Raw genomic sequence first — 24,570 nt, 5'->3', positions numbered from 1 at the left:
TTGAATTGTTAGGAAGGTTACCTAACAGTGCACTGGTAGGTAAAGGGCTGATTTTCGTCATATACGTGCAGCGCATGAACTCATGACAAAAGATTCATTGGACGGATGATTGGCGAGCTGGTTGAGTCGGGCCCATGGACATGCGCAGCTTGGGTCGTGCAGGAATCGAGGTCAGCCCGGTCGGGTTCGGGTGCTGGGCGATCGGTGGACCGTTCAGCAACCCGGCCGGTGAACCGTTGGGGTGGGGTGTCGTCGACGACGACGAGTCGGTGCGGGCGATCCGGCGCGCGATCGAGCTCGGCGTGACGTTCTTCGACACCGCGGACGTGTACGGCGCCGGGCACAGCGAACGCGTGCTCGGGCAGGCGATCAGCGGGATCCGCGACCAGGTGGTGATCGCCACCAAGTGGGGCAACACCTTCGACGAGTCGACGCGGGTCATGCACCACCAGGACACGACACCGGAGTACGTGCACAAGGCGGTCCGCGCATCACTCGACCGGCTCGGCACGGACTACCTGGATCTCTACCAGCTGCACTTCGACACGACCGACGAGATCGCGCTACCGCTCCGCGAGGCCTGCGAGGAACTGGTCCGCGAAGGACTGATCCGCAGCTACGCCTGGAGCACCGACACCGTACACAGCGCGGAGCTCTTCGCGCGGGGCGAGCACTGTGCAGCGGTGCAGCACGAGGCGAGCGTCCTGCACGACGCCCCGGACTTCTTCGCGCTCTGCGAGCGGGAGGATCTGGCGAGCATCAACCGGACACCACTCGGGATGGGCATCCTCGGCCGCCGCGACGCGAGCCGGCCGGCTACCGGCGCCGACATCCGCACCCTTCCGCCCTCCTGGCTGCGGTACTTCGCCGAGGGCGGTGTACCCGCACCGCAGTGGTGGGACAAGGTGGCAGCGATCCGCGACGTGCTGGAGAGCGAGGGGCGGACGCTGGCGCAAGGTGCACTCGCCTGGCTGTGGGCGCGGAGCCCGCGGACCGTGCCGATTCCCGGATTCCGGACCGTGGCGCAGGCCGAGCAGAACGCCGGCGCGATGGCCCACGGAGCGTTGCGGGACGACCAGATGACCGAGATCGCGAAGCTCCTGAGCGAATGATCCGGGCCGCCGAGCTCTTGCCCGGCGTGCTGGTTTATCGATATATCTAGGTCCATGCCGGGCCCGCCGACGGACTCACGCCAATGGTTTCGTCGTGCCCCGGATCATCAGCTGAGCGGGGACGACGAGCTCCTGTGGTTCCTTCCGCGGGCTCCCGTTGATCTGCGCTATCAGCAACGACGTGATCGCCTCGGCCATCGCGTCGTGCCCGGGATTGACCGTGGACAGCGCCGGCACCAGGTACGCCGCTTCGTCGATGTCGTCGAACCCGGTCACCTGGACGTCGTCCGGCACCCGCAGCCCGCCGTCGGCCAGCGCGCGGATCGCCCCCATCGCCACGACGTCGGTGAGTCCGAACACCGCGTCGAAACCGATCCCGCGATCGCGCAGCCCCCGAATCGCGTCGTACCCGTCCTGCAGCCGGAACGGGCAGCGGATGTTCAGCTCCGGGTCGACCGGTACGCCGGCCTCGCGGTGCGCGAGCGCGTATCCCTCGGCGCGGAGCGCGGGCATCGTCGCGGTGCCGGCCGGGTCGCCGCCGATCATCGCGATCCGGCGGGCGCCGGTGGCGAGCAGGTGCGCGACCGCCTGCCGGGCGCCGTCGACGTTGTCCATCATCACGTGGTCGAACCGCGACGGCAGCGCGCGCTCGCCGATCATCACCACCGGCGCGTCGGTGCGGAGCTGGCTCAGCTCGGCCGGGTCGATGTCGACCACGCTGAGGATCAGGCCGTCGTACATCCGCAGGCGGGAGAACGCGACCGCGTCCAGCTCGCCCTCACGGCTGGCGCCGGTGCGCTCCGTCACGATCCGCAGGTCGTGCGCCTCGAACCGATCGGCGAGCCGCCCGGCGAGCTGCGCGAAGTACGGCCGCTCCAGCTCCGGTACGGCGAGGCCGACCACGCCCGTCCGGCCGGCGCGCAGATGGCGGGCGGCCAGATTGACCTGGTAACCGAGCTCCCCGATCGCCGCGAGCACCCGTTGGCGCGTGTCGGGACCGACCCGTGGACGGCCGTTGATCACGTTCGACACCGTCATCGTCGACACCCCGGCGAACCGGGCGACGTCGGCCATCGTCACCACGCTCGAGGTTTTCTTCATGCCGACCACTGTAAGGACACAGGAGGGCCCTATGCCTGAAGCGACGACTTCCCGGGTCGTGATCGACCTCGACGTCCCCGGGCCGACGATCAGCCGGCACCTGTACGGACACTTCGCCGAACACCTCGGACGGTGCATCTACGGCGGCTTCTACGTCGGTGCGGACTCCCCCATTCCGAACGAAGGCGGGATCCGGCGGGACGTCGTCGACGCGTTACGCGCGCTGGACATCCCGAACCTGCGCTGGCCGGGCGGGTGCTTCGCGGACGAGTACCACTGGAAGGACGGCATCGGGCCGAAGGCGGACCGGCCGTCGATGGTGAACACGCACTGGGGCAACGTCGAGGAGAACAACCACTTCGGCACCCACGAGTTCATGGCGTTGTGCGAGCTGCTCGGCGCCGCGCCGTACGTGAACGGGAACGTCGGCAGCGGAACCGTCCGCGAGATGAGCGAGTGGGTCGAGTACCTGACCCGCGACGGCGACAGCCCGATGGTGCGGCAGCGGAAGGCGAACGGGCGCGACGAGCCCTGGAAGGTCCCGTTCTGGGGTATCGGCAACGAGGCCTGGGGCTGCGGCGGCAACCAGCGCGCGGAGGCGTACGCCGACCAGGCGCGGCAGTACGCGACGTTCCTCAAGGACCACGGCGACAACAAGCTGTACCGGATCGCGGCCGGCGCGGCCGACGACGACCTCGCCTGGACCGAGGCGCTGCTGAAGGCGGTCAGCTGCCTCGGCTGTGATCGCGGCCCGAAGAACATCTTCCAGGCGATCTCGTTCCACTACTACACGGTCGCCGGCAGCTGGGAGAACAAGGGCAGCGCGACCGAGTTCGACCTCGAGTCGTACTACCGGACGATCAGCAAGGCGCAGGACATCGACCGGGTGATCCGCGCGCACTCCTCGCTGATGGACGCCTACGACCCGGACCGGAAGATCGGCCTGGTGCTGGACGAGTGGGGTACCTGGTGGGACGTCGAGCCGGGGACCAACCCGGGCTTCCTCTACCAGCAGAACGCGATGCGGGACGCGCTGGTCGCCGGCCTGCACTTCGACATCTTCCACCGGCACGCGGACCGGCTGGTGATGGCGAACATCGCGCAGACAGTGAACGTGCTGCAGGCCATGCTGCTCACCGATGACAGTGACACCGGGGGCGGGCTGGTGAAGACCCCGACGTACCACGTCTTCGAGATGAACAAGGGGCATCACGACGCGGTCGCCGTACCGACGCATGTGGTCGAGGGACCCGCGCCGTACCAGCTGGACGGGAAGCCGACGGAGCTGATGTCGGCGTCCGCGTCGGTGAAGGACGGGCGGGTGCTGGTCTCGGTGAGCAATCTCGATCCGGTCGCGGCGCTGGACGTCGTCCTGGACCTGCGCGGCGGCGCGGTCCGCGACCCGGCCGGACGGTTGCTGACGGCATCGAAACCGCAGGCCTTCAACACGGTCGCGGAGCCGGGCGCGGTGGCTCCGGTCCAGCTCGAGGTGGAACCGGAGCCCCGCGGTTTCCGGGTGACGTTGCCGCCCCACTCGTTCGCGACGGTCAGTTCCGCTTACTGATCGGGATCTGGAACTCGTGCACCCAGTTCGCCGGGGTGTCCCTGTCGAACTGGAGTGTCACCTCCCGCGCGTAGCCCTGGCTGCGATAGCCGTTGTCCTCGATCCAGCGGGCCAGCGTCTGCATACTGCGGTCGGCTTCCATCATGTCGCCCTTGTGCACGATGGTCGCGGCCTGGGCGAGCGCGGGAAGTTCCAGGAACTCGAGATCGATCGCCTCCCCGGCACCGACGGGTACGGCGGCATGGACGCGGATCGTGTCGTTGTCCGCGTCCTCGTAGTACGCGACCGGCGAACCGGACGGGGCGACCCCGGCGGCGCCGAGGCGCTCGAAGAGCTGGCCGAACAAGGGCTGCAGCACGGGGCCGATGTCCTCGCCGTCGTAGCTCGGCGAGATCGCGGACAGCTCCGCGACTCTTGTGGCGGCGATGTGTTTCAGGACGACGTCGTCGGTGGGCATGTGACCTTCCCTCTCGATGAGCCGGAGCCTCGCCTCGACGCCGGCCAGCCGGGCCGTGCTGCGGGCCAGGTCGTCCTCGAGCTGGGCCTGCCGCAGCCGCAGCATGCCGCGCAGTTCCTCCGCGGACAGCTTGGCGTCGACGATCTCACCGACCTGCTGCAGGCTGAACCCGAGATCCTTGAGCGCCATGATCCGGTTCAGCCGGCTGAACTGGTCGGCCGAGTAGAACCGGTAGCCGGTCAGCTCGTCGACGACGGCCGGCCGGAGCAGCCCGAGCGCGTCGTAGTGCCGCAGCATCCGCGCCGACACCTGACCGAACGCGGCGAAGTCTCCGATGGTGAACATGCAGCCACCCTCCGCCTTGACACAGTGTCAAGGTCAAGCCGTACCACTCCACGACCGGCTTTGTGCCCCCACCAACCATTTTCTGGTGCGCGAAACGGTAGGTGGAGGCCCAAAGAGGTGGGTCAGGAGGCGACGCGGGTGCGGCGATCGCGGATCGCGGCGATCGCGACGGCGGTGACGATCAGCGCGACACCGCCCGCGCCGAAGCCGGTGACGAGGTTGCCCCGGCTGCTCAGCCGGGCGTCGCACTGCATCGGCGTGATGCCCTTGTCCGGCTGGAAGACCGAGCCGCAGGAGTCGCCACCCGCGTGCACCGGACGCACGGCGAGTACCACCCCGACGATCAGCAGGACCAGACCCACGGCGCCGAGGACCTTGTTCAGCACCGGCCGTCCTCTCGCGCCGTCGCACGCACGTCAACCAGGACCGACCGTAGTCGCTTGGCCCGATCCTGCATACGCACGGTCACACTCCCTGGTAGCGCGGTAAGATTTGATCAAATCTAACGCAGCTAGCAGGCCGCCCTGAAGTTCCGCACGGCCCAGCGGTGGAATCTTCACCCAGTTCTAACGCACATCGGGTCCGTCCGGTTCAGTTATTCATGCCGGTATTCACAGCAGCAATCAATGAGCCACTGGCGCGGCCGTGAGCGAGGTCGGCGAGCGCCCGGTCGACGGCCTCGAACGGCACGACCGTGGTGTGCGCGGCGACCGGCAAGCGCGCGACCAGACGGAACAGTTCCTCACCGTCGCGACGGGTGTTGGAGGTGACGCTGCGCAGGTCCCGCTCGTGGAACAGGTGCCGCTCGTAGTTCAGCACCGGCACGTCGGACAGGTAGATGCCGGCGACCGCGACAGTTCCACCGGGCTTGAGGGCTGCCAGCGCGTACGGGACCACGTCACCGGCCGGCGCGAACACGATCGCCGAGTCCAGCGGCACCGGCGGCGGATCGGCCGTCTCCCCCACGAACGTCGCACCAAGTTCGCGGGCCAGCTCCCGGTTCCCCGCGCCACGCGTCATCACGAACAGCTCGCCCCCCTGGGCGGTCGCGATCTGCGCGGTGAGGTGCGCGCTGGAACCGAACCCGTAGATCCCGAGCCGGCCGCCCGGTGGCAGGTTCGCGCGGAGCAGCGACCGGTAGCCGATGATCCCGGCACACAGGAACGGCGCGAGCTCCACCGCCGGCCGATCGGCCGGCAACGCGTAGGCGTAGTCCTCGGGTACGACGGCGTACTCCGCGAAGCCGCCGTCCGCGTCCCAGCCCGTGTACGTCGACCGCGGGCACAGGTTCTCGGATCCTTTGCGGCAGAACTCGCAGACGCCACACGTGCTCCGCAGCCAGGCGATGCCGACGCGATCCCCGACAGCGAACCGGTCGGCCGACGACCCGCGGCGGACGACCGAGCCGACGGCTTGGTGCCCGGGGACGACACCGGGCCGCTTCGGTGACAGATCACCCTCAGCCAGGTGCAGGTCGGTGCGGCAGATCCCGCAGGCCTCGACCTTCACGAGCACCTCGCCCGGGGCAGGTTCCGGGACGGGACGACGTACCCGCCGGAGTGGACCGCTGTCGATGGGTCCTGGACGGTCCACTGCCCACGCCTGCATCTGGTCAGTCATATCTCCATCATGCGACGCGGCGCAGCGCGCGCTCCCGACGCTCGGCGACCTTCGACCCCGACTCCCGGCGGGCCATCCGCCGCAGTACGACGGGAGCGAACAGCAGTCCCGCGACGGCCCAGAGTCCGAGGACCGCGGCCGTCTCGAGATGCCGCCACGACTCGCCGACCTCCACCACGACCGCTTCGGGCGGCAGCAGGGCGGACCGCATCCCGAGACCCATCCAGTAGATCGGGGTCAGCTGGCCGATCCAGCCGACCCATCCAGGCAGGGCGGTGAGCGGATAGAAGATGCCGGAGATCGCGATCAGACCGAGCATCGGCAGCTGGATGAGGCCCTGCGAGCGGGCCGTGGTGAAGACCGAGCCGAGGATCGCGCCGATCGGCAGCGTCGCGACCAGGCCGAGCAGCAGTACCCAGAGCAGGGTGAACCAGTGCGCCGAGCCGAGCGCGATCCCGTCGACCAGGAACAGGCCGGGGATCAGCAGGATCGCGAGATCGACGAGTAGTCCGCCGGCGACCGCGACGACCTTGCCGACGACGTACCCGGTCATGCCGTTCGGGACGGCCTTGGCGCGCAGCAACGTGCCGTCCTCGCGATCCGCGGTGAGTTGCTGGCTCATGCTGACCATGCCCATCGCGGCGTTCATCCCGAGGATGCTCGGCAACGCGAGCGCACCGAGCAGCAGGCCGGTGGAGCCGAAGCCGTGGTGCCGGAGGAAGAACAGCGCGACCAGCATCAGCACCGGCCAGAGGAAGTGGCTGAACAGTTCAGGCCCGTTGGTGAACGACTGGCGGAGCTCGATCAGTCCACGCCGCCAGCCCAGTCGGATCGTCATCGTTGCTCCCGGACGAGTCTCAGATAGGTGTCCTCGAGCGAGGCCCGGCGTACCTCGAGGTCGCCGAGCGCGTCGCCGTACGTCGTGAACAGCTCGCGGACGAAGGCAGTCGACTCGGTCGTCGACTTGCGGTACGGCAGACCGTCGACCGACCAGCGGACCTCGTCCGCGCCCGCGATCAGCGCGGTGAGCTCGGCCGTCGTGCCCGCGGCGATGATCCGGCCCGCACCGAGGACGAGGATGCGGTGCGCGAGTTTGCTCGCCTCGTCCAGGTCGTGGGTGGTGAGCAGGATCGTCGTACCCTGCTCGGTCGCGAGCCGGCGGACCAGGTCGTGGAACTCGGACCGCGCCTCCGGGTCGAAGCCCGCGGTCGGCTCGTCGAGGAACAGAACGTCGGGGCGACCAACGATCCCGATCGCGACGTCGAGCCGGCGGCGCTGGCCGCCGGAGAGCGTCCTGACTTTCTGCGCAGCGGCCGCGGTCAGGCCGACGGCCTCGAGCAGCTCGCCGGTCGGCCACGGACGCGGGGCCGCCGGTGTCGCGTACGGCGCGTAGTAGCTACCGAGGTGGTGCAGGAGCTCCCGCACCCGCCAGTTGCCGTGGTCGCGCCAGGACTGCAACACGATCCCGATCCGCGAACGCCAGCGCTCGTCGCCAACGGCCGGGTCGACTCCGAGCACCTCGACATGGCCCGCCGACCGTAGCCGGAAGCCTTCGAGGATTTCGATCGTGGTGCTCTTCCCGGCACCGTTCGGACCGAGTAGCGCGAGCACCTCACCGGGTCGTGCGCTGAACGACACATCGTGCAGGACCTCGGTCTCGCCGTACCGCATGCGCAGACCGTCCACTGTCAGAACCATGCTGCGACGCTATGTTGCGTTCACTCTGTCGGCAATCAATCGGTAGCCTCATGGAATCGCGAAACTCTTTAAAACATGGCAATCTGTGCAATGAGACTGCGACGGAACGCAATTCGTTGCAATGACCCTGGCAGTAAACGCGCGGAGGTGACCGATGCCCGGAGGCAGACTGAGTCACCAGGACCGGCTCGACATCGCAGCCGGCCTGGCCGACGGACTCGGATACGCCGAGATCGCGCGGCAACTGCAACGTCCCACCTCGACGGTCAGCCGCGAGATCGCCCGCAACGGTGGTGCGAGCGGATACCGGGCCGACCACGCGCACTATGCGACCGCCGCCCGCGCCCGGCGCCGCCGACCGGTCTCGCCCCTGACGGGCCGGCGTACCACCGATCCACGGCAGGAGTACGTCGAACGGTTCGCCACGATGATGGTCGACGGCGGACTCCCCCGGATGGCCTCCCGCGTGCTCGCACTGCTGTATACCTCCGACTCGCGCACCCTCACCGCGGCCGATCTCGTCCGCGAGCTGCGGGTCAGCCCGGCGTCGATCTCGAAGGCGATCGGCTATCTCGAACGGGTCGGGATGGTCCACCGCGAGCCCGATCCCGTACGCCGCCTGCAGCATTACGTGATCGCCGAGGACGTCTGGCTGAAGGCCTGGGAGGTGAGCGCGCGGACGAACCACAACTGGGCCGAGACCGCCGCCGAGGGCGTCGAGCTGGTCGGCCGGGACACACCAGCGGGCGAGCGGTTGACCCAGATGGCGGAGTTCTTCGAACGGCTCAGCGAGGACATGTCTGGCGGCGCGGGCTTCCAGGACTGCTTTTCGGTCCTCGCCGTGGTCTGGCAGGCGGACCGGCGGCTCGCCGCGGACGAGGTCGCCGCCGCGCTGAGCTGGCCGGTCGAGCGGGTCGAGGACACGCTGGCTTACGCGATCAAGACCTCAGGGCAGGAGCTTGCGCAGCAGGCGGCGAGTCAGGATGCCGTCGGCGAGGCCTAGCTCGACGAGGTCGTCGAAGATGTGCTGATCGGCGGCGGCCGCCCGGATCCCGGCGTCGAGGATCCGCTCGGAGCGACTCAGCTGCGCGACCAGCGCGGTGTGCCGCAAATGTCTGGAGAGCAGACGTGAGGTCCGGCGGCGGTACGGCGTACCCGCGTCGGTGCTGCCTGCTCGAATGGCGTCCGCGATCGACCGGCCCGCGAGTAGTCCGGTGGCGACCGCGTAATAGATGCCTTCGCCGGTCATCGGGTTGATCAGGCCGGCCGCGTCACCGGCGAGCAGCACCGGACCGCGTGCGGGGCGCCAGCCCCAGCCGGCGAGCGGGAGGTGATGTCCCCACCAGGACTCGCCGCCGTCGGTCGATCCCGGGAGCAGCGCCTCGAGGTTGGCGAGCAGGTCGGTGCGGGTCGGGCGCGGCCGGGCGCTGGTCAGCAGTTCGCCGTACCCGACGTTGGACCAGCCGTCGCCGCGGTCGAAGGACCACGCGTACGACGGTTGCCTGCCGGGACCGTACGCGATCACCTGGCTCGCCGCGCGCGCCGCCGGGGTCGGTGCGTACCCACGGATCGCGAGCGCGACCGGACCGGCTTTGATCCCGAGCTCCCGCCGTACGACGGAGTGGGCGCCGTCCGCGCCGACCAGGAACCGGCCGTGCAGGTCACCGTCGACGACAGCGGAGTCCCGCCGCAGCTCGACCTCGCGGACGCGCCGGCGGACGAACTGCGCACCGGCCGCTTGCGCCGCCTCGACGAGTCGCTGGTCGAACACCGTGCGCGGAACCACCCAGGTCGGTCGCGCCATCTCCCGGTCGACGCCTGCCTGACCACGATGCAGCACGAAGCGGCGTGCCGGGGTCCAGTCGTCGAGGATGCCCGTCACGCCCACGCCGGCGAGCAGGTCGAGCACGTGCGGCGCGATCCCGTCGCCGCAGGCCTTGTCCCGCGGGAAGTCGTGCCGGTCGAGCAGCAGGACCGAGAGACTCGGATCCGCCGCCAACGCCCCCAGAGCCGTCGCCGATCCCGCCGGCCCGGCCCCGGTGATCACCACATCCCACACATCCGCCTCCCGTGGTCCCGCTCAGTCTCGCAGCCGCCTGCGAACGCCGGGACTCGGGATCGTCAGGTACCCGGACGGCGCCCAGGCTTGTTGGTACGCCGGGCACTCGTCCGGCGCGCGCGGGGCGTATGGGAACCGACAGAGCCCGACGCGGTCACCGGCCGCGGCTCGTCGGGGTCGACCACCTTCGGGGGTGGCGGGACGAAGACCGGGACAGTCTCCTCGTCGTCCGCGACGACGACCGGAGGAGGTGGCGGTGGCGCGGCGGCGCGGGCCGCCGACTCCTTACTCACCTGCGGCCGCGGCGCGGCGACCGCCGGAGCGGCGATCGGCTCCCGGTGGTGCGCCCGGCGGTGCGGCAGCTTGGTCTGCATCTCGATGCCGAGCGCATCGATCAGCTTGCTACCAGCAACGATCGTGAGGGCGACAGCGAACACCGTGCAGGCCGCGAACAACACCGACTGACCGCCCGACGACCAGTTCGACGGGTTGGTGCGGACCATCGCGGCGATCATCGCCACCACGATCGAGTTCGTGATGCCGAGAGCAACGGCCAGGCCAACGGTACGGAGCAGCACCCCGCGCCGCAGGTCGACGTCGTCGGCCGCGGCAACCAATCCGGCGATCAGACCCGCCAGCACCGGCACCGTGTAGACAAGCGCCAGCGTCAGGCCGGGGCTGGCGACGAGATAGAAGACGTCGAAGACCAGCGCGGTTCCGGTCAGCGCCGCGGCGAAGCACACCACCATCGGTGGGTAGGCGCGCAGGATCGCGACCGCGTCCGCGGGCACGGTCCTGAACATCCGCAGCGCCAAGAGCAACGACTCATCCCCTCTTCCTCCCCATTGTGCATGGACCCCAGCACCCTGAGTGAGATTCACCGGCCAGCGAGTCGCGAGGTCCGGCGGCGATCGAGTCGGGATGGCGCGTCGAGGCGGTACTGCGGCCACTACGCCACTGCGCCAGTACGCCGGTTCGTCGCCAGACCGATCTGGCGACGAACCGGCGGCGAGACCTACGCGGCCGCTTGCACCGGGGCCAGCTTCTCCCGCAGGTCGTCGAGGATCCGGCGAAGGACCCGTGAGACCTGCATCTGGCTGACGCCGATGTCGTTGCCGATCTCCGACTGGGTCCAGCCCTCGACGAACCGCAACTGCAGGATCCGGCGGTCGCGTTCACCGAGACCGGCGAGTACCGGCTCCAGCATCTCGACGGTCTCCAGCTGGTCGATCGTGGCGTCGTCGTCATCGGCGACGACATCCGCCAGGGTGAGTTCGGCATCCGCCTCGGCCGGGCGGTCCAGCGACAACACGTTGAAACAGCCTTTGGCCGCCAGCGCCTGCTCGACCTCGGCCACGTCGACCTCGAGGTGTGCGGCCAGTTCGGCCGGCGTCGGCTCGCGGTTCAGCTCCTGCTCCAGCGCCGGCAGCTTGGTCGCGATCGTGCCTTGCATCTCCTGCAGGCGGCGCGGGATCCGTACCGTCCAGGCACAGTCCCGGAAGTACCGCTTGACCTCGCCCCGGATGGTCGGGATGGCGAACCCGATGAACGGGGTCTCCGCCTCCAGTTTGTAGTGGTGGGCTGCTTTCACCAGCCCCAGGTAAGCGACCTGTTCCAAGTCGTCGGCCTCGGCTCCCCGACCGCGGAAGCGGCGCGCGATGCCCTGGGCCATCTCCAGGTTCAGTTCGACGACCTGCTCGAGAAGTTCCTGCCGCTCGCTTTCCGAGGTACTGGCAGCCCGGCGTTCCATCAGCTCCCGGGTGGCTGCTTCGCGTGCGGCCCGGTCCGTCGGGGCGCCGCTGCGGGCCGAAGCCCGCTCCATCGTGCTCGTAACCATTGGTATGACCTCGCGACTGTTGTCACGGCGTGGCACTTAGCTGAACCACGGTCATGCCTCCAAGAGAAGTCGTACCCACCAGTCCGGATCTCATGCGTCCGATCCGAAGATCGGTCCGAACCGTCACCGATGGCGATCGGGAGCGCCCGTCAAGCGGGCGTTTGAGCGCGACACCATCACAGGAAGTAAGGGTGCGGACACACGCCCCCAAACCGTGTACGATGCAAATGCAAGGCCAAATGCACGTGCATATGCCAAGGACGTATGGAAGGTGCAGCTGATGACTGCGATCTACAACGGCATGCCCGGCGACTCGAACAGTGCGCTGATCTGGAAGAAGAGCCAGCGAAGCGGCCCCAACGGAAACTGTGTCGAGGTCGCGAAGCTGCCGGACGGTGGTGTGGCGGTGCGCAACTCGCGCTTCACCGACGGCCCGGCCCTGGTGTTCACGAAGGCCGAGATCGAGGCGTTCCTCGGCGGCGTTCACGACGGCGAGTTCGACTACCTCGCCTGAGCACCAATAACCGCGGTACCAAGCAGTAGCGAGTAACAAACACGCATCACAGAGCAAGGGCCCCTTCGCCAGGCGAGTGACGAAGGGGCCCTTCTGTATGCCTTGGGACGGGCAGCGCCTCAGGTACGCCGAGACGCCGCCGGCGAGCCCACCGACAACATGGAAACGCCGGGACCAACTCTCCGGCGAGAGTCGGTCCCGGCGTGCCTGAGGGGCAGGTCAGGAGATGCTGACAGCGCTACTGGACGGTGAGCGGCCAGAGCTGTTCGCTCGGCAGCTCGGACGCCTTCCCGGTGACCGAATTGTCAACGGTGATTCGCAATCCGGTGAACTTCGGGGTCATCACCCGCTGGTACCGCGAGGCGCGGTCCGGCTCGGCGGCGTACTCGGCGATCAGGTGATCACCCAGCCAGATCCGCACCATTTTCCGTCCTCCTCCTGAGGTCTCAGTCGTCATGGGGCCAGACTCACGATCGGGTCGCCGTCGAGCTGACGGACACCGCGCAACCAGCCCTCGAAGGCCCAGCGCTGTTGCTCGGGGCAACGCGCGACCAGATCCTGGATCTCCCGCTCCGTCAGCTCCTCGGGCGCGCGGCCGCCGGACAGGGTGGCGGTCTGCTCCACACGTTCACTGTCGTCGTCGTTCATCGACTCGGGTTCCCCAACCAGTCATGCCAACGGGGGGCCGTCGGCGCTCTGTAGGACCGGCCTGCCGGTTCACGCGATGTCACTTTTCGCGAGATCCAGCTCACCTTCTGTGCATGAATCAATCATGGCGTCGGCACGCGGCGAATGCAAGCGCCCGATGCACGTGCATCCGCACGTTTTCCATTTCGAGACCACTTCGCCGCTGTTTCCGCCTGGATCGGGGGTGTCCGGACCCGGACGAACGGTGTTCGACACCCCATGGACCGTCTACTATGTACTGACAAATAAGCTCGATCTCGCGTCGACTACTCTTACGCTCCGTGATCGCAGGTGCGGAGTCGACGGTGTTGGGTAAGAACTTCGGCAGATCGGCTACCTGCCGTGCGATGATGTGCACTCGCGGGTGAGATTTCCGCTGATGACGATCGCTGGGGCCGCTGGGAGGTGGGTGTGACCGAGTCGGGCGCGCAGAGCGGACCGACCGCGCTGCGCATCATTCTCGGCGGGCACCTTCGCCGGATGCGGGTGGCAGCAGGGATCAGCCGATCGGACGCGGGCTGGGAGATCCGGTCGTCGGAGTCCAAGGTCAGCCGGATGGAGCTGGGCCGGGTCGGCCTCAAGGAGCGCGACGTCCGTGACCTGCTCACGCTGTACGGCGTCGACGACGCGGAAGAGCGGGAGCGGCTGCTCGCGCTCACCCGTGAGGCGAACAACCCGGGCTGGTGGCACCGCTACGGCGACGTGCTGCCGAGCTGGTTCCACTCCTATCTGGACCTCGAGGCCGCCGCACAGTTGATCCGTGTCTACGAGCTCCAGTTCGTCCCCGGCCTGCTGCAGACCGCGGACTACATCCGCGCGGTGATCCAGCTCGGCCGCGGCATGATCGCGGCCGAGGAGGTCGAGCGCCGGGTCGCGCTGCGGACCAACCGCCAGATCGTGCTCACCCGTCCGGACCCGGTGCGGATCTGGGCCGTCGTCGACGAGGCGGTGCTCCGGCGCCCGATCGGTGGCGTCAAGACGATGATCGACCAGCTGGACTACCTGATCGACGCGTCCCAGATGCCGAACGTCACGCTCCAGGTGATGCCGTTCCACGTCGGCGGCCACGCGGCCACCGGTGGTGCGTACAGCATCCTGCGGTTCCCGGAGCAGGACCTGCCGGACATGGTCTACATCGAGCACCTGAGCAGCGCGCTGTACCTCGACAAGCTCGAGGACCTCGACCAGTACACGGCCACCATGGAGGCCCTCTGCGTCGCGGCGCCGCCGCCGAACAAGACCCGCGACATCCTCACCGACATCCGCAAGGACTTCGAGGCCTGACCCCCATCCGGTCAGCTGTTGTCGGTCAGCCAGGTGATCAGCGGTTTGGTCGCTCGCCAGTCGCTGCGGATCTGGGCGACCAGGTCCGCGGTGTGGATGACGGGCTCGAAGCCGTAGTTCTTGCCGACGCTCAGCGACTTGTGCCGGAGCAGGTCGATCCGCGGGTGGTCCGCGTCGTAGCCGCGCGGGCTGGTCTTGAGCTTCTCGCCGCCGACCTCCCAGCCGGCCCTGCGGAGGCCGGCCAGGATCTTCTCCAGCTGCCAGCCGCGGCGGTCCTCGTCGATCGCCGCGCGGACCCGGCCGAGCCGTTCGGTGCTCGCCTCGTAGAAGCCGGCCCCGACCCGGACACCGGGCGCGGACACCTGCACGTACCACCCGGTGGCCGGCGCGACCGCGATGTACGCACCCTGATGGGTCTTGTACGGCGTCTTGTCCTTGGCGAACCGGACGTCACGGTACGGACGGAACAGCTTCGCCGGACCGAACTCCTCCTCGAGCTCTGCCAGCAGCTCCGCCATCGGCGCCCGGACCGACTCCTCGTAGACCTGCTTGTGCGCGGTCCAGAAGCTCTTGGTGTTGTCCATTTCGAGATCGTCGTAGAAGTCCAGCGCCGCAGCCGGAAACCCGGTAAAACTCATGGGGCAACGATAGTTCGCCCGACGCGGAGGACCGACACCGAGATGCGCGCCGTCCAGGTCACCGAGTTCGGTGGCCCCGAAGTCCTCGTCCCGACCGAACTCGACGCACCGACCGCCGGCCCCGGCCAGCTGCTCGTCGAGGTCAGCGCGGCCGGGGTGAACTTCGCCGACACCCACCGCACCGACGGTTCCTACCGCGGCGGCGTGACCCTGCCGTTCGTCCCCGGCGTCGAGATCGTCGGCCGCACGAGGCTTCGGCCGGGGCTGGTGAACTACGGCAACGCGGGCTGGTGAACTACGGCAACGCGGGCCGGGAAGGGCGGCCCGCCGTCGACCCCAGCACCCTTGCCCAGCGCAACCTCTCGATCGCCGGCTTCTGGCTGGTTCCCGCGATGGAACTTCCCGGCAAGTACGCCGAACCGCTCGCCGCGCTCCTCGACCTGACCGCCCGCGGGCAGCTCCGTCCACTCGTCGGCGCCGAGTACCCGCTCGCCGAGGCGCGCCGCTCGCACGAGGACCTGCTCGCCCGCCGGACCACCGGGAAGCTCGTGCTCAAGCCCTGAAGAACGAGCGGATGTCGGCGGCCAGCACGGCGGGCTGTTCGAGCGCGGCGAAATGGCCGCCGTGCGGGTGGCTGGTCCAGCGGACGATGTTGTCGCTGTCGGCAACCTTGTGCCGCAGCGGGACGAAGTTCTCGTGCGCCAGGTCGAGCAGCGCGGTCGGCGTCCGCGACGGCTCGGCCGGCTGTCCCCAGTACGGCGCGTGCGCGCGCTCGTAGTAGATCGCACCCGCCGATCCCGCGGTCCGGGTGAGCCAGTAGAGCATCACGTTGGTGAGCAGTACGTCGCGATCCACCGGGCTCGCCGGATCGGTCCAGGTCGCGAACTTCTCCGCGATCCACGCCAGCTGCCCGACCGGTGAGTCGGTCAGCGCGTAGGCCAGAGTCTGCGGTCGCGTCGACTGCAGATCGGCGTACCCCTGTTGCTCGGTCGCGAACTCCTGCTGGCGGCGCCAGGACGCCCACGTCCGTTCGCGCTCGGCCGGGTCGAGCGGCGCGAGCTCCTCCGGCGTCGGCTCGGAGCTCGCCCCAGCACCCGGGATCAGGTTGAGGTGTACGCCGATCACGCGATCCGGATCGATCCGCCCGACCTCCCGGGAGATCGCCGCACCCCAGTCGCCGCCCTGGACGCCGTACCGCTGGTAGCCGAGCCGGGTGACCAGCTCGGTCCACGCGCGCGCCACCCGCTTGAACTCCCAGCCGGGCTCGCGCGTCGGGCCGGACAGCGTGAACCCGGGAATGGTCGGGAGGATCAGGTGGAAGTCCCTGAGCAGGCCAGCGACCTCGGTGAACTCGACGATCGAGCCCGGCCAGCCGTGGGTGAGGACGAGCGGGATCGCGTCCGGGTCCGGCGACGGGATGTGGGCGAAATGCACCCGCGCACCGTCGATCGTGGTCGTGTACTGCGGCCACTCGTTCAACCGTGCCTCGGCCGCGCGCCAGTCGTACGCGTCCCGCCAGTACGCGACCAGTTCCTGCAGATAGCCGAGCGGTACGCCGCGGGTCCACCCGGAGCCCGGCATCTCGTCGGGCCAACGCACCAGCTCCAGCCGCCGGCGCAGATCGTCCAGCTCGCTGTCGGGTACGTCCAGCCGGAAGGGTTCGATCGTCACTCCGGCACCTTCGCGCACCGGATCGGGCTCCGCAAAGGATTTGCGAAGACCCGGGTCAGGCGCCGACCTTCGCGTGGCCGCGGTCCCGGACCACCTTGACCGCGACGGCCGCGATCAGGCAGAGCACGCCGGCACTGATCACGACCGTGACCAGGGTGCTCGCGCCGTTCAGCGCGTTGTCGCAGGACATCGGTGTGATGCCACCGGCCGGCTGGAACGCCGAACCGCAGTCGGTTCCGCTCGCGGAGACCGACCGGAAGCCGAGCAGCGCCCCACCGAGCAGGAGTACCAGCCCGGCGACACCGAGAATCTTGTTCAGCGTGATCACGGCGCGACCGGATCCGCTGATGGGCATGCCGACGGCACGTCCCGTGAGCCCCGTAGCACTTCGTTCACTCCTGACTTCGACGGACCACCCGTCATCGACGGTACGGTCCGGCCTGCGAGGATCCCCACCCCGGCAGCCGGTCAGGATCGATTCTTCACAGAGTCCTTACTCAGAACATGACCGGCTGTGACGGTGATCTCAGATCAAACGGAAGTCACTGTCAACCGAGACGTTCCTCCAGATGCACGGTGACGTGGTCTCCTGGCTGCTTGCCGAGCAGGTTGCGCAGCTCACCCTTGACCGGCAGCTTGTGGGTGCCGTCACCGAGAGCCATGAACGAGGTCTCGAACGGGTGCCCGTCCATCGTGCCGCGCACCTTCACCAGCCCACGCGTCCCGAAGTACTCCGCCGAGTCCGGCATCTGCAGATAGGTCCAACCACCTTTGGCGTCGCTCTGCAGCAGCGGCGCGGTGAAGGTCTTGTCCAGCTTCCCGGTCTTCTCGCTCATCGTGAGCTCCTCTCTACACTCCTCAGTAGAGACTGTTCGCCGTCTTTCGACATCTCCGGCCAACTTATTCTGGATCCGTGCAGATGATGATCCGCCGGGCCGGGCGGGACGACGTACCGGCGGTGCTGGCCCTGCTCGACGGGGCGACGGAATGGCTGGTTGCTCGCGGCCGGATCGACCAATGGGGTACGGCGCCGCATTCGACCAGCCCGCGGCGGGTCGAGCAGATCACCGGGTTCGCGGACGACCACGGATTGTGGGTCGCTCAAACGAATGATCGGGTCGTCGGGGCGCTCGCGGTCGGGGCGGCGATGGAGTACGTGCCGCCGGCAACCGAGCCCGAGTTGTACGTCCGGTTGCTCGTCACGGACCGCGCCTCCGCCGGGCAGAACATCGGCGGCACTCTCCTCGACCACGCCCGCGGTCTGGCCCGCGAGGACGGCGTACACCTCCTGCGGGTCGACTGCTTCGCGGGCGGCGACGGGGCGCTGGTCCGGTACTACGAGCGGCAAGGGTTCACGCGGGACGTCGCATTCGCCGTACCGCGGATCAATGAGCCGGACTGGCCGGGTCAGGTGCTTGCGCAGCGGTTGTGATCGACCGGTGGACCGTCCCGTGCGCGTCGCTGCAATGGGCCGACGGCTCGTCGCCGGTCGCGTGGTCGACCTGGAGCGTGGAGTGCGTCAGGTGGTGGCGATCGGCAAGCAGCTGCTCGACCCGGACCCGGATCTGGTGACAGTCGAGGCCCTCGGCAACCAGGATGTGCGCGGAGGCGGCCGGCTCGCCCGAGGTGATCTCCCAGACGTGCAGGTCGTGCACCTCGACGACGCCCTCGATCGCACACAGCTCGGCGCCGAGCGCCTGCGGGTCGATGGCGCTCGGGGCGGCCTCGAGGAAGATCCGGCCCGAGTCCCGGACGAGTGAGATCCCGGCCTTGAGCATCAGCGCGGCGACCACCAGCGCGGCGATCGCGTCCGCGCGGGCGAAGCCGGTGAGCAGGACGACCAGACCGGCGACCGCGGTCGCGATGAACGCGAACAGGTCGTTCAGGATGTGCTGGAACGCGCCCTCGACGTTCAGGCTGGAGCGGTTCGCCTTGCTGATCAGCCAGGTGGCGAGCAGGTTCACCACGATGCCGGCCAGGCCGGTGATCAGGACGAGCCCACCCTTCACCTCGGGTGGGTGGATCATCCGGCTGACGGCCTCGTAGACGAAGTACACCGCGAGCAGGAGCAGCGTGATGCCGTTCGCCTGCGCGGAGAGGATCTCGACCCGCTTGAAGCCGTAGGTGTACCCGCCGGCCGGTGGCTTCGCGGCGAGCCGGATCGCGAGCAGTGCGAGGCCGATCGCGATCGCGTCGGTCAGCATGTGCGCGGCGTCGGTGACCAGGGCCAGCGAGCCTGCCGCGATACCCACCACGACCTCGGCGGCCATGAAGCCGACGATCAGGGCGAGCGCACCGCTCAGCAGCTTCTTGTCCGCCGCCGCGCTCACCCCGTGGCCGTGGCCGTGTCCGGCGCTCACGACTCGGCCCTCTCCGGGTGGATGGCGTCGGTGTGCTCGGTGTGCGTGACCGCGAGATCCAGCAGCATCCGCACGTGGGCGTCGTCCAGGCGGTAGAACGCGTTCCGCCCGTCCCGCCGTACGGCGACCACGCGGTGCGCCCGCAGCAGTCGCAGGGCATGCGACGTGGCGGACTCGCTCAGTCCCGTGATCGCGGCCAGATCGCAGACACACAGCTCTCCGTCGAGCAGGGCCACCAGCAGCTTCAGCCGCCGCGGATCGCCGAGCAGGCCGAACACGTCGGCGGTGTCGACGATGTCGTCCTCGCCGGGCATCCTGGCATGGACGCTCGCCACCCGCTCCGGGTCGACCAGCCGGACGTTGCAGGAGTCGAGCTGCACATCTGCAGAACTCTTCATATGTTCACGGTAAGGCATCGCTCACCGACCGGCAAGGATCACCGTCAGCGAGTGGTCCACTTCTCTTCGATCCGGCCGTACTTCCAGATCGCCTGTGCGACCAGCCAGGTGACCACGAACAGCCCGACGATCGCGTAGCCGACGTAGTTCAGGTCGACGGCGGCGATCGCGGCCAGCGGACCGTGGTCGATGTGCAGCCGGTCGGTGAGGATCGAGATCAGTTCGATGCTGCCGATCACCAGTGCGACGGCGACGGACAGGCCGGTGATGGTGATGTTGTAGTAGACCTTGCGGACCGGTTTCGCGAACGCCCAGCCGTAGGCGAAGTTCATCAGGCAGCCGTCGATCGTGTCGAGCAGGCTCATCCCCGCCGCGAACAGGATCGGCAGCGTCAGGACGGCGTACCAGGGCAGGCTGAACGCGGCGGCGCCGCCGGCCAGCACCAGCAGGCTGACCTCGGTCGCGGTGTCGAAACCGAGGCCGAACAGGATGCCGATCGGGTACATCTGCCACGGGCGGCTGACCGCCTTCGTGACGCCGGACAGGATGCGGTTCAGGAAGCCGCGCCGGTCGAGGTGGTGCTCGAGCGAGGCTTCGTCGTACTCGCCGGTGCGCATCCGGCGGAAGACCTTCAGCACCGCGACCAGGACCACCAGGTTGAGGACGGCGATCAGGTAGAGGAAGACGCCGGAGACCGCCGTACCGATCAGGCCGGTGATCTGTTGCAGCCGGGACGAGTCGTTGGCGACCTGGCCGGCCAGCGTGCGGACGCCGAGCCCGAGCAGGAAGCACAGCACGAACACCACGGTCGAATGCCCGAGCGAGAACCAGAACCCGACCGACAACGGCCGCCGCCCGTCCGCCATCAACTTCCGGGTGGTGTTGTCGATCGCCGCGATGTGGTCGGCGTCGAACGCGTGCCGCATCCCCAGCGTGTACGCCGTGACTCCCAGCCCGACCCCGAACACCCCTGCCGACCCCAGCAGGTAATGACGCGGCGCCACCACCAGCGCCAGCACTCCCCACCCCACCAGATGCAACAGCAGCACAAACGCCGCCATCGCCCCCACCGAGCCCCACTCCCGCCCGGTAACACCCATCCGCCTCACAAACCGCAGTAAACGCCTGCCCCGATTCAGATGCAACCCAGTCGCAGAAGGATCAGGCCAGGCCGAGGCGGTAGGCGTAGGCGACTGCTTGGGCTCGGTCTCGGAGGTTGGCTTTGGCGAAGAGGTGGTTGATGTGGGTCTTGACGGTGGCCTCGCTGACGACCAGGTGGCGAGCGATCTCGGTGTTGGACAGGCCCTCGGCGATCAGGCGGAGGACCTCGAGTTCGCGTGGGGTGAGGCCCGAGTCGGAGGCTGCCACCGGTCGTGACGAGGCGGCGGTGCCTTCGATCAGGCGGCGCTGGACGTCGGCGTCGAGGATCGACTGGCCGGCCGCGGCCGCCTCGAGTGCGCGGCCGATCGACTCGGCGTCGGCGTCCTTGGTGAGGAACCCGCGCGCCCCGGCCCGTAGCGCGGACAACACCGAGTCGTCGTCGCTGTACGTCGTCAGCACGACGACCTCCGTCCGCGGATGCTCGGCCCGCACCCGCCGCGTCGCCTCCACCCCGTCCATCGTCGGCATCCGGAGATCCACCAGCAGTACGTCGGGATCGTGCTCGGCCACCAAGTGAACGGCCTCCTGACCGTCCGACGCCGCCGCGACCACGTCGATCCCGGGCAGCAGCTTGAGCAGCGTCACCAGCCCGTCCCGCACCACGGTCTGATCGTCCGCGACCACCACTCGCACACTCATGCCGGCACCTTCAGCTCGACGCGCCAGCCCGTCGGCACCGGGCCGGCCTCCAATGATCCACCGGCCAGGTCGGCCCGTTCCCGCATCCCGAGCAGACCGTAGCCACCCGGCGCCGCCCGTTCCGGCCGCTTCCCCTGCTGATCCTCCACGGTCAGCCGCAGCGGATCGCCGTACGCCAGCTCCACCCGCACCGCGGCGCCCGGCGCGTGCTTGCGGGTGTTGGCCAGCGACTCCTGCAGCGTCCGGTACAACGTGCCCATCACGTCGCCCGACAGCTCCCGCTCGTCCCCCTCCACCACGAACTCCCCTGCCGCACCCGTCTCCAGCCGGTACGCCGTCACCAGATCCGCCAGCGCCCGTACGTCGGGAACCGCGTCCTCCCGCAACGCCGCCACCGCCCGCCGCGCCTCGGCGAGCCCGTCGGCGGCCAGCCCCTGCGCCCGCGTGACCTGCTCGATCGCCTCCGGTGACGCCCCGTCCCGTACCAGCATCAACCGGGCCCCCTGCAGAGTCAGCGACAGCCCGGCCAGCGAGTGCGCGAGTACGTCGTGCACGTCGCGCGCGATCCGGGCCCGCTCGGCCAGCGCCGCGGCCCGCTCGTGCTCCTCGATCGCGGCCTGCTTCCGCGCCAGCGACACCTCGAGGTCCTCGAGCTGCTGTTCGCGGGTCCGCCGGTTGATCGACGCGAACGTCAGTGCGATCACCCCGAACGCCGCCCCGAACGCGACGGTCCACGACCGGCTGGTGGCGTACAACGGGAGGCTCGCCCCGAGGACGCCGATCCCGACGATCACCCAGGCCAGCCGGCCGGGCTTGTAGTACCTGACCGCGGACCGGGTGACCCAGAACGGGGCCACGATCATCACGCTTCCGGGCAGTGCGTACCAGAGCAGCGAGCCGGCGATCGCGAACACCAGCAGGCCGTAGCCGGCGCGGCCGAGGGGTTCGCCGTACCGGAGCCAGAGCGTCGAGATGTTGCTGACCACAACGATCACGCCGAGGGCGACGATCACGGCGTACGGGAACCGGTGCTCGTCGTGGTTCCGGGCGGCGACCACGACCGAGATGATCGTCAGCACGCTCGGGACCGCACGCAGCAGCAGACCGGGCACGGACGAATCCGGGGCCCGGTCTGCCAGCGTCCATCTCATGACGTCATCATGCCCGGTCGACGGCGAACGGGATGCGCAGCGCCTGCGAGCGGCGGTAGATCACCGCGTTCTGGGCGGCGATCGTGACGCCGATCGTCAGCGCCAGCGTCGCCTGGCTGAAGCTGTTGTGCGGCCACAGCGCGGCCGACGCGAACGACGTACCGACGCGGAGCGCGATGGTCACCAGCCAGAGCACCAGCGTCATCGCGGTGCCCTTCTGGAACAGGCCCTCGTCGGTCTGCGTCAGCCGGATGCTGGCGCCCCGGGCGAACCCGAAGCCGATCAGCAGGACGCAGTCGAGAGCCAGGAAGGCGATCTCACCGGTGGATGCGGTGTGCACCGCGGACGACGTCGACAGCAGTCCGACGCACAGCAGGATCCCGGGCATCAGGAACAGCGACCGCTGGGTGACCAGCGAACCGGTCACCTGCCGGCCGACGACCCGGAACAGCACCAGCAGGCCAAGCAAGATACCGATCACGGCCGACATTTCTGGGGTCCTTTCGGAGGAGTTGTTGTTGGTGACAACACTCCTCGCACCGGGCGTCCGGAACGTCAGCCCCGAGGTGAGACCCGGGTGGAACCGGGCCTCAACCCGAGGGTTGACTCAGGACACTAGGCCAAGGACACCAGGTCCAAGTAGTCGTCCGACCAGAGGTCCTCGGTGGCGTCCGGGAGGATCAGCACCCGGTCCGGGCGGAGCGCCTCGATGGCCCCCTCGTCGTGGGTGACCATCACGATCGCGCCCGGGTAGCTGCCCACCGCACCCAGTACTTCGTCCCGCGAGGCCGGGTCGAGGTTGTTGGTCGGCTCGTCCAGCAGCAGCACGTTCGCGCTGGAGTGCACCAGACCGGCCAGCGCGAGCCGGGTCTTTTCGCCGCCGGACAGGACGCCGGCCGGCTTGTCCACGTCGTCGCCGCTGAACAGGAACGAACCGAGCACGTTCCGGACCTCGCCGTCGGTGAGCCCGGGCGCGACCGCCGCCAGGTTCTGCCGCACGGTCCCGGCCAGATCCAGGGTGTCGTGCTCCTGGGCGAAGTACCCGAGCCGCAGACCGTGACCGGGTACGACGCGTCCCTCGTCCGGCTGTTCGCGGCCGGCGAGCAGCCGGAGCAGCGTGGTCTTGCCCGCGCCGTTCAGTCCGAGGATGACGACCCGGCTGCCCCGGTCCACGGCCAGGTCGACACCGTTCAGTACCTGCAGACCGCCGTACGCCTTCTTCAGGCCGACGGCGGACAGCGGCGTCCGGCCGGACGGCGCCGGGGCCGGGAGCCGGATCTTGGCCACCCGGCCGGCCCGGCGGACCGGTTCGAGGCCGGCGAGCAGTTTGTCCGCGCGCCGGGCCATGTTCTTGGCCGCGACCGCCGTCCCCGCGCTCGCCTGCATCTTCGCCGCCTGGGCGTGCAGCACCGAGGCCTTGCGCTCGGCGACCGCGCGCTCGCGCTGCCGCCGCCGCTCGTCCAGGCCGAGCTGTTCGACGTACTTCGTGTAGCCGGTGTTGTGCAGGTCGACCGTGCGCCGCTGCGGATCGAGGTGGAACACCCGGTTGACCGTTGCCTTGAGCAACTCGCGGTCGTGGCTGATGACGATCAGGCCACCGGCGTACGACTGCAGGAACTGCCGCAGCCACAGCACCGAGTCGGCGTCCAGGTGGTTGGTCGGCTCGTCGAGCAGCAGCGTGTCGTGCTGCGCGAACAGGATCCGGGCCAGCTCGACGCGCCGGCGCTGCCCACCGGACAACTCACCGATCGGCTGCACCAGCGCGCGATTCGGCAGCCCGACGCCGGCCGCGAGCCGCGCCGCTTCCGCCTCGGCCGCATAGCCACCGCCTGCTTGGAATTCGGCCTCGGCCCGCGCGTACGCCGCCATCGCCTTCTCCTGGGCCTCGCCGGTGGCGGTGCTCATCGCCGCCTCGGTCTCGCGCAGCCGTCGTACGGCGGTGTCGAGGTTCCGTGCCGACAGGATCCGGTCGGTGACGGTGATCGCGGGATCGGCCGCCCGCGGGTCCTGCGGCAGGTAGCCGATGGACCCGGTGACGGCGATGTCGCCCGCCGCCGGACGTTCCTCACCGGCCAGCGTCTTCATCAGCGTGGTCTTGCCGGCGCCGTTGCGGCCGACGAGCCCGACGCGGTCGCCGATGCCGACGGTGAACGAGATGTCGGCCAGCAGCAGCTGCGCGCCGACGCGAAGTTCTACACCGCGAACGGTGATCATGATGGTTACTCTCCGTGGTAGCTAGTGGACACACCTCACCTGCAGAAGCGGGTGCGTCAG

The 24,570-nt window shown here is 69.0% G+C and carries 30 protein-coding genes; 8 read left to right on the top strand and 22 right to left on the bottom strand.

Annotated features, from left to right (window positions below; translation table 11 throughout):
- The first annotated feature begins 134 nt into the window (after positions 1-134).
- Positions 135-1,112: an aldo/keto reductase gene (locus ACFYRH_RS32975; RefSeq protein ID WP_387783476.1), complete on the top strand. Its 978-nt coding sequence runs from the start codon at positions 135-137 to the stop codon at positions 1,110-1,112.
- Positions 1,113-1,187: 75 nt separating this feature from the next.
- On the opposite strand, the gene ACFYRH_RS32970 is transcribed toward ACFYRH_RS32975, so the two are convergent.
- Positions 1,188-2,213: a LacI family DNA-binding transcriptional regulator gene (locus ACFYRH_RS32970; RefSeq protein ID WP_387783474.1), complete on the bottom strand. Its 1,026-nt coding sequence runs from the start codon at positions 2,211-2,213 to the stop codon at positions 1,188-1,190.
- A 31-nt stretch (positions 2,214-2,244) separates the two neighbouring features.
- Between ACFYRH_RS32970 and ACFYRH_RS32965 the strand changes: the two genes are divergently transcribed.
- The gene (locus ACFYRH_RS32965) at positions 2,245-3,777 is read left to right on the top strand and encodes an alpha-N-arabinofuranosidase (protein ID WP_387783472.1); all 1,533 of its coding nucleotides are present in this window, start codon (positions 2,245-2,247) and stop codon (positions 3,775-3,777) included.
- On the opposite strand, the gene ACFYRH_RS32960 is transcribed toward ACFYRH_RS32965, so the two are convergent.
- From ACFYRH_RS32960 to ACFYRH_RS32940, 5 genes are all read right to left on the bottom strand, one after another.
- Entirely contained in the window at positions 3,761-4,579 is an 819-nt protein-coding gene (locus ACFYRH_RS32960) for a MerR family transcriptional regulator (protein WP_387783470.1), read from the bottom strand. The two genes, ACFYRH_RS32965 and ACFYRH_RS32960, sit on opposite strands and share 17 nt — an antisense overlap.
- A 122-nt stretch (positions 4,580-4,701) precedes the next feature.
- Positions 4,702-4,965: a hypothetical protein gene (locus ACFYRH_RS32955; RefSeq protein WP_387783468.1), complete on the bottom strand. Its 264-nt coding sequence runs from the start codon at positions 4,963-4,965 to the stop codon at positions 4,702-4,704.
- A gap of 205 nt (positions 4,966-5,170) precedes the next feature.
- Positions 5,171-6,199, bottom strand: a complete 1,029-nt coding sequence (locus tag ACFYRH_RS32950; RefSeq protein ID WP_387783466.1) for a zinc-dependent alcohol dehydrogenase family protein — start codon at positions 6,197-6,199, stop codon at positions 5,171-5,173.
- Positions 6,200-6,206: 7 nt separating this feature from the next.
- A complete protein-coding gene (locus ACFYRH_RS32945; protein WP_387783464.1) occupies positions 6,207-7,037 on the bottom strand; it encodes an ABC transporter permease in 831 nt (276 codons plus the stop codon).
- The gene (locus tag ACFYRH_RS32940) at positions 7,034-7,897 is read right to left on the bottom strand and encodes an ABC transporter ATP-binding protein (protein WP_387783462.1); all 864 of its coding nucleotides are present in this window, start codon (positions 7,895-7,897) and stop codon (positions 7,034-7,036) included. The genes ACFYRH_RS32945 and ACFYRH_RS32940 overlap by 4 nt, the downstream gene beginning before the upstream one ends.
- Before the next feature lie 154 nt (positions 7,898-8,051).
- Here ACFYRH_RS32940 and ACFYRH_RS32935 point away from each other — a divergent pair, with 154 nt between their 5' ends.
- The gene (locus tag ACFYRH_RS32935; protein WP_387783460.1) at positions 8,052-8,900 is read left to right on the top strand and encodes a MarR family transcriptional regulator; all 849 of its coding nucleotides are present in this window, start codon (positions 8,052-8,054) and stop codon (positions 8,898-8,900) included.
- Here ACFYRH_RS32935 and ACFYRH_RS32930 read toward each other — a convergent pair.
- The 3 genes from ACFYRH_RS32930 to ACFYRH_RS32920 all read right to left on the bottom strand — a co-directional run bounded on the left by ACFYRH_RS32930 (position 8,844) and on the right by ACFYRH_RS32920 (position 11,793).
- A complete protein-coding gene (locus ACFYRH_RS32930; protein WP_387783458.1) occupies positions 8,844-9,956 on the bottom strand; it encodes a geranylgeranyl reductase family protein in 1,113 nt (370 codons plus the stop codon). The genes ACFYRH_RS32935 and ACFYRH_RS32930 overlap by 57 nt on opposite strands.
- A 62-nt stretch (positions 9,957-10,018) precedes the next feature.
- Entirely contained in the window at positions 10,019-10,759 is a 741-nt protein-coding gene (locus ACFYRH_RS32925) for a hypothetical protein (RefSeq protein ID WP_387783456.1), read from the bottom strand.
- 212 nt (positions 10,760-10,971) lie between these two features.
- Positions 10,972-11,793, bottom strand: a complete 822-nt coding sequence (locus ACFYRH_RS32920) for a SigB/SigF/SigG family RNA polymerase sigma factor (protein WP_387783454.1) — start codon at positions 11,791-11,793, stop codon at positions 10,972-10,974.
- Between the two features lie 280 nt (positions 11,794-12,073).
- Between ACFYRH_RS32920 and ACFYRH_RS32915 the strand changes: the two genes are divergently transcribed.
- Positions 12,074-12,307 carry a DUF397 domain-containing protein gene (locus tag ACFYRH_RS32915; RefSeq protein WP_387783452.1) on the top strand — a complete coding sequence of 78 codons (234 nt, stop codon included), beginning with the start codon at positions 12,074-12,076 and terminating at the stop codon, positions 12,305-12,307.
- A 238-nt stretch (positions 12,308-12,545) separates the two neighbouring features.
- On the opposite strand, the gene ACFYRH_RS32910 is transcribed toward ACFYRH_RS32915, so the two are convergent.
- Positions 12,546-12,731 (bottom strand): hypothetical protein, encoded by a 186-nt coding sequence (locus ACFYRH_RS32910; RefSeq protein WP_209700137.1) that lies wholly within the window; start codon positions 12,729-12,731, stop codon positions 12,546-12,548.
- A 29-nt stretch (positions 12,732-12,760) separates the two neighbouring features.
- Positions 12,761-12,955: a hypothetical protein gene (locus ACFYRH_RS32905; RefSeq protein ID WP_387783450.1), complete on the bottom strand. Its 195-nt coding sequence runs from the start codon at positions 12,953-12,955 to the stop codon at positions 12,761-12,763.
- Between the two features lie 450 nt (positions 12,956-13,405).
- Here ACFYRH_RS32905 and ACFYRH_RS32900 point away from each other — a divergent pair, with 450 nt between their 5' ends.
- Positions 13,406-14,278: a helix-turn-helix domain-containing protein gene (locus tag ACFYRH_RS32900; RefSeq protein WP_387783448.1), complete on the top strand. Its 873-nt coding sequence runs from the start codon at positions 13,406-13,408 to the stop codon at positions 14,276-14,278.
- 11 nt (positions 14,279-14,289) lie between these two features.
- On the opposite strand, the gene ACFYRH_RS32895 is transcribed toward ACFYRH_RS32900, so the two are convergent.
- Positions 14,290-14,916 carry a DUF2461 domain-containing protein gene (locus tag ACFYRH_RS32895; RefSeq protein WP_387783446.1) on the bottom strand — a complete coding sequence of 209 codons (627 nt, stop codon included), beginning with the start codon at positions 14,914-14,916 and terminating at the stop codon, positions 14,290-14,292.
- Between the two features lie 42 nt (positions 14,917-14,958).
- Between ACFYRH_RS32895 and ACFYRH_RS32890 the strand changes: the two genes are divergently transcribed.
- The gene (locus tag ACFYRH_RS32890; protein ID WP_387783444.1) at positions 14,959-15,210 is read left to right on the top strand and encodes an alcohol dehydrogenase catalytic domain-containing protein; all 252 of its coding nucleotides are present in this window, start codon (positions 14,959-14,961) and stop codon (positions 15,208-15,210) included.
- A complete protein-coding gene (locus tag ACFYRH_RS32885) occupies positions 15,207-15,479 on the top strand; it encodes a zinc-binding dehydrogenase (protein ID WP_387783442.1) in 273 nt (90 codons plus the stop codon). Before ACFYRH_RS32890 ends, ACFYRH_RS32885 begins: the two co-directional genes overlap by 4 nt.
- Here ACFYRH_RS32885 and ACFYRH_RS32880 read toward each other — a convergent pair.
- The 3 genes from ACFYRH_RS32880 to ACFYRH_RS32870 form a co-directional block, all read right to left on the bottom strand.
- Positions 15,469-16,587, bottom strand: coding sequence for an epoxide hydrolase family protein (locus ACFYRH_RS32880; protein WP_387783440.1), 1,119 nt, complete (start codon positions 16,585-16,587; stop codon positions 15,469-15,471). The two genes, ACFYRH_RS32885 and ACFYRH_RS32880, sit on opposite strands and share 11 nt — an antisense overlap.
- A gap of 55 nt (positions 16,588-16,642) precedes the next feature.
- Positions 16,643-16,942, bottom strand: a complete 300-nt coding sequence (locus tag ACFYRH_RS32875) for a hypothetical protein (RefSeq protein ID WP_387783438.1) — start codon at positions 16,940-16,942, stop codon at positions 16,643-16,645.
- Positions 16,943-17,135: 193 nt separating this feature from the next.
- Positions 17,136-17,423: a DUF1905 domain-containing protein gene (locus tag ACFYRH_RS32870; protein WP_387783436.1), complete on the bottom strand. Its 288-nt coding sequence runs from the start codon at positions 17,421-17,423 to the stop codon at positions 17,136-17,138.
- Between the two features lie 83 nt (positions 17,424-17,506).
- Between ACFYRH_RS32870 and ACFYRH_RS32865 the strand changes: the two genes are divergently transcribed.
- Positions 17,507-18,019, top strand: a complete 513-nt coding sequence (locus tag ACFYRH_RS32865; protein WP_387783966.1) for a GNAT family N-acetyltransferase — start codon at positions 17,507-17,509, stop codon at positions 18,017-18,019.
- Here ACFYRH_RS32865 and ACFYRH_RS32860 read toward each other — a convergent pair.
- The 7 genes from ACFYRH_RS32860 to ACFYRH_RS32830 all read right to left on the bottom strand — a co-directional run bounded on the left by ACFYRH_RS32860 (position 17,973) and on the right by ACFYRH_RS32830 (position 24,510).
- Positions 17,973-18,947 carry a cation diffusion facilitator family transporter gene (locus tag ACFYRH_RS32860; protein WP_387783434.1) on the bottom strand — a complete coding sequence of 325 codons (975 nt, stop codon included), beginning with the start codon at positions 18,945-18,947 and terminating at the stop codon, positions 17,973-17,975. The genes ACFYRH_RS32865 and ACFYRH_RS32860 overlap by 47 nt on opposite strands.
- On the bottom strand, positions 18,944-19,345 hold the full coding sequence (locus tag ACFYRH_RS32855) for an ArsR/SmtB family transcription factor (RefSeq protein ID WP_387783432.1): 402 nt from the start codon (positions 19,343-19,345) through the stop codon (positions 18,944-18,946). The genes ACFYRH_RS32860 and ACFYRH_RS32855 overlap by 4 nt, the downstream gene beginning before the upstream one ends.
- A 44-nt stretch (positions 19,346-19,389) precedes the next feature.
- Positions 19,390-20,406 (bottom strand): HoxN/HupN/NixA family nickel/cobalt transporter, encoded by a 1,017-nt coding sequence (locus tag ACFYRH_RS32850; protein WP_387783430.1) that lies wholly within the window; start codon positions 20,404-20,406, stop codon positions 19,390-19,392.
- A gap of 100 nt (positions 20,407-20,506) precedes the next feature.
- Positions 20,507-21,145, bottom strand: a complete 639-nt coding sequence (locus tag ACFYRH_RS32845; protein WP_387783428.1) for a response regulator — start codon at positions 21,143-21,145, stop codon at positions 20,507-20,509.
- Positions 21,142-22,296 carry a sensor histidine kinase gene (locus tag ACFYRH_RS32840; RefSeq protein ID WP_387783426.1) on the bottom strand — a complete coding sequence of 385 codons (1,155 nt, stop codon included), beginning with the start codon at positions 22,294-22,296 and terminating at the stop codon, positions 21,142-21,144. The genes ACFYRH_RS32845 and ACFYRH_RS32840 overlap by 4 nt, the downstream gene beginning before the upstream one ends.
- A gap of 7 nt (positions 22,297-22,303) precedes the next feature.
- Positions 22,304-22,786, bottom strand: a complete 483-nt coding sequence (locus ACFYRH_RS32835) for a hypothetical protein (protein WP_387783424.1) — start codon at positions 22,784-22,786, stop codon at positions 22,304-22,306.
- 125 nt (positions 22,787-22,911) lie between these two features.
- The gene (locus tag ACFYRH_RS32830) at positions 22,912-24,510 is read right to left on the bottom strand and encodes an ABC-F family ATP-binding cassette domain-containing protein (protein WP_387783422.1); all 1,599 of its coding nucleotides are present in this window, start codon (positions 24,508-24,510) and stop codon (positions 22,912-22,914) included.
- Between the last annotated feature and the right edge of the window lie 60 nt (positions 24,511-24,570).

Source organism: Kribbella sp. NPDC004875, assembly GCF_042873375.1.
In the GTDB taxonomy this organism is placed as follows: domain Bacteria; phylum Actinomycetota; class Actinomycetes; order Propionibacteriales; family Kribbellaceae; genus Kribbella.
This window is presented reverse-complemented; position numbering and strand designations above follow the sequence as displayed.

Coding starts and splice junctions, on each gene's coding strand:
- ACFYRH_RS32975 (WP_387783476.1), top strand. CDS start 135: ATGGACATGCGCAGCTTGGGTCGTGCAGGAATCGAGGTCAGCCCGGTC.
- ACFYRH_RS32970 (WP_387783474.1), bottom strand. CDS start 2,213: ATGAAGAAAACCTCGAGCGTGGTGACGATGGCCGACGTCGCCCGGTTC.
- ACFYRH_RS32965 (WP_387783472.1), top strand. CDS start 2,245: ATGCCTGAAGCGACGACTTCCCGGGTCGTGATCGACCTCGACGTCCCC.
- ACFYRH_RS32960 (WP_387783470.1), bottom strand. CDS start 4,579: ATGTTCACCATCGGAGACTTCGCCGCGTTCGGTCAGGTGTCGGCGCGG.
- ACFYRH_RS32950 (WP_387783466.1), bottom strand. CDS start 6,199: ATGACTGACCAGATGCAGGCGTGGGCAGTGGACCGTCCAGGACCCATC.
- ACFYRH_RS32945 (WP_387783464.1), bottom strand. CDS start 7,037: ATGACGATCCGACTGGGCTGGCGGCGTGGACTGATCGAGCTCCGCCAG.
- ACFYRH_RS32940 (WP_387783462.1), bottom strand. CDS start 7,897: ATGGTTCTGACAGTGGACGGTCTGCGCATGCGGTACGGCGAGACCGAG.
- ACFYRH_RS32935 (WP_387783460.1), top strand. CDS start 8,052: ATGCCCGGAGGCAGACTGAGTCACCAGGACCGGCTCGACATCGCAGCC.
- ACFYRH_RS32925 (WP_387783456.1), bottom strand. CDS start 10,759: ATGTTCAGGACCGTGCCCGCGGACGCGGTCGCGATCCTGCGCGCCTAC.
- ACFYRH_RS32920 (WP_387783454.1), bottom strand. CDS start 11,793: ATGGTTACGAGCACGATGGAGCGGGCTTCGGCCCGCAGCGGCGCCCCG.
- ACFYRH_RS32915 (WP_387783452.1), top strand. CDS start 12,074: ATGACTGCGATCTACAACGGCATGCCCGGCGACTCGAACAGTGCGCTG.
- ACFYRH_RS32910 (WP_209700137.1), bottom strand. CDS start 12,731: ATGGTGCGGATCTGGCTGGGTGATCACCTGATCGCCGAGTACGCCGCC.
- ACFYRH_RS32905 (WP_387783450.1), bottom strand. CDS start 12,955: ATGAACGACGACGACAGTGAACGTGTGGAGCAGACCGCCACCCTGTCC.
- ACFYRH_RS32895 (WP_387783446.1), bottom strand. CDS start 14,916: ATGAGTTTTACCGGGTTTCCGGCTGCGGCGCTGGACTTCTACGACGAT.
- ACFYRH_RS32890 (WP_387783444.1), top strand. CDS start 14,959: ATGCGCGCCGTCCAGGTCACCGAGTTCGGTGGCCCCGAAGTCCTCGTC.
- ACFYRH_RS32875 (WP_387783438.1), bottom strand. CDS start 16,942: ATGCCCATCAGCGGATCCGGTCGCGCCGTGATCACGCTGAACAAGATT.
- ACFYRH_RS32870 (WP_387783436.1), bottom strand. CDS start 17,423: ATGAGCGAGAAGACCGGGAAGCTGGACAAGACCTTCACCGCGCCGCTG.
- ACFYRH_RS32865 (WP_387783966.1), top strand. CDS start 17,507: ATGATGATCCGCCGGGCCGGGCGGGACGACGTACCGGCGGTGCTGGCC.
- ACFYRH_RS32855 (WP_387783432.1), bottom strand. CDS start 19,345: ATGAAGAGTTCTGCAGATGTGCAGCTCGACTCCTGCAACGTCCGGCTG.
- ACFYRH_RS32850 (WP_387783430.1), bottom strand. CDS start 20,406: ATGGCGGCGTTTGTGCTGCTGTTGCATCTGGTGGGGTGGGGAGTGCTG.
- ACFYRH_RS32845 (WP_387783428.1), bottom strand. CDS start 21,145: ATGAGTGTGCGAGTGGTGGTCGCGGACGATCAGACCGTGGTGCGGGAC.
- ACFYRH_RS32840 (WP_387783426.1), bottom strand. CDS start 22,296: ATGAGATGGACGCTGGCAGACCGGGCCCCGGATTCGTCCGTGCCCGGT.
- ACFYRH_RS32835 (WP_387783424.1), bottom strand. CDS start 22,786: ATGTCGGCCGTGATCGGTATCTTGCTTGGCCTGCTGGTGCTGTTCCGG.
- ACFYRH_RS32830 (WP_387783422.1), bottom strand. CDS start 24,510: ATGATCACCGTTCGCGGTGTAGAACTTCGCGTCGGCGCGCAGCTGCTG.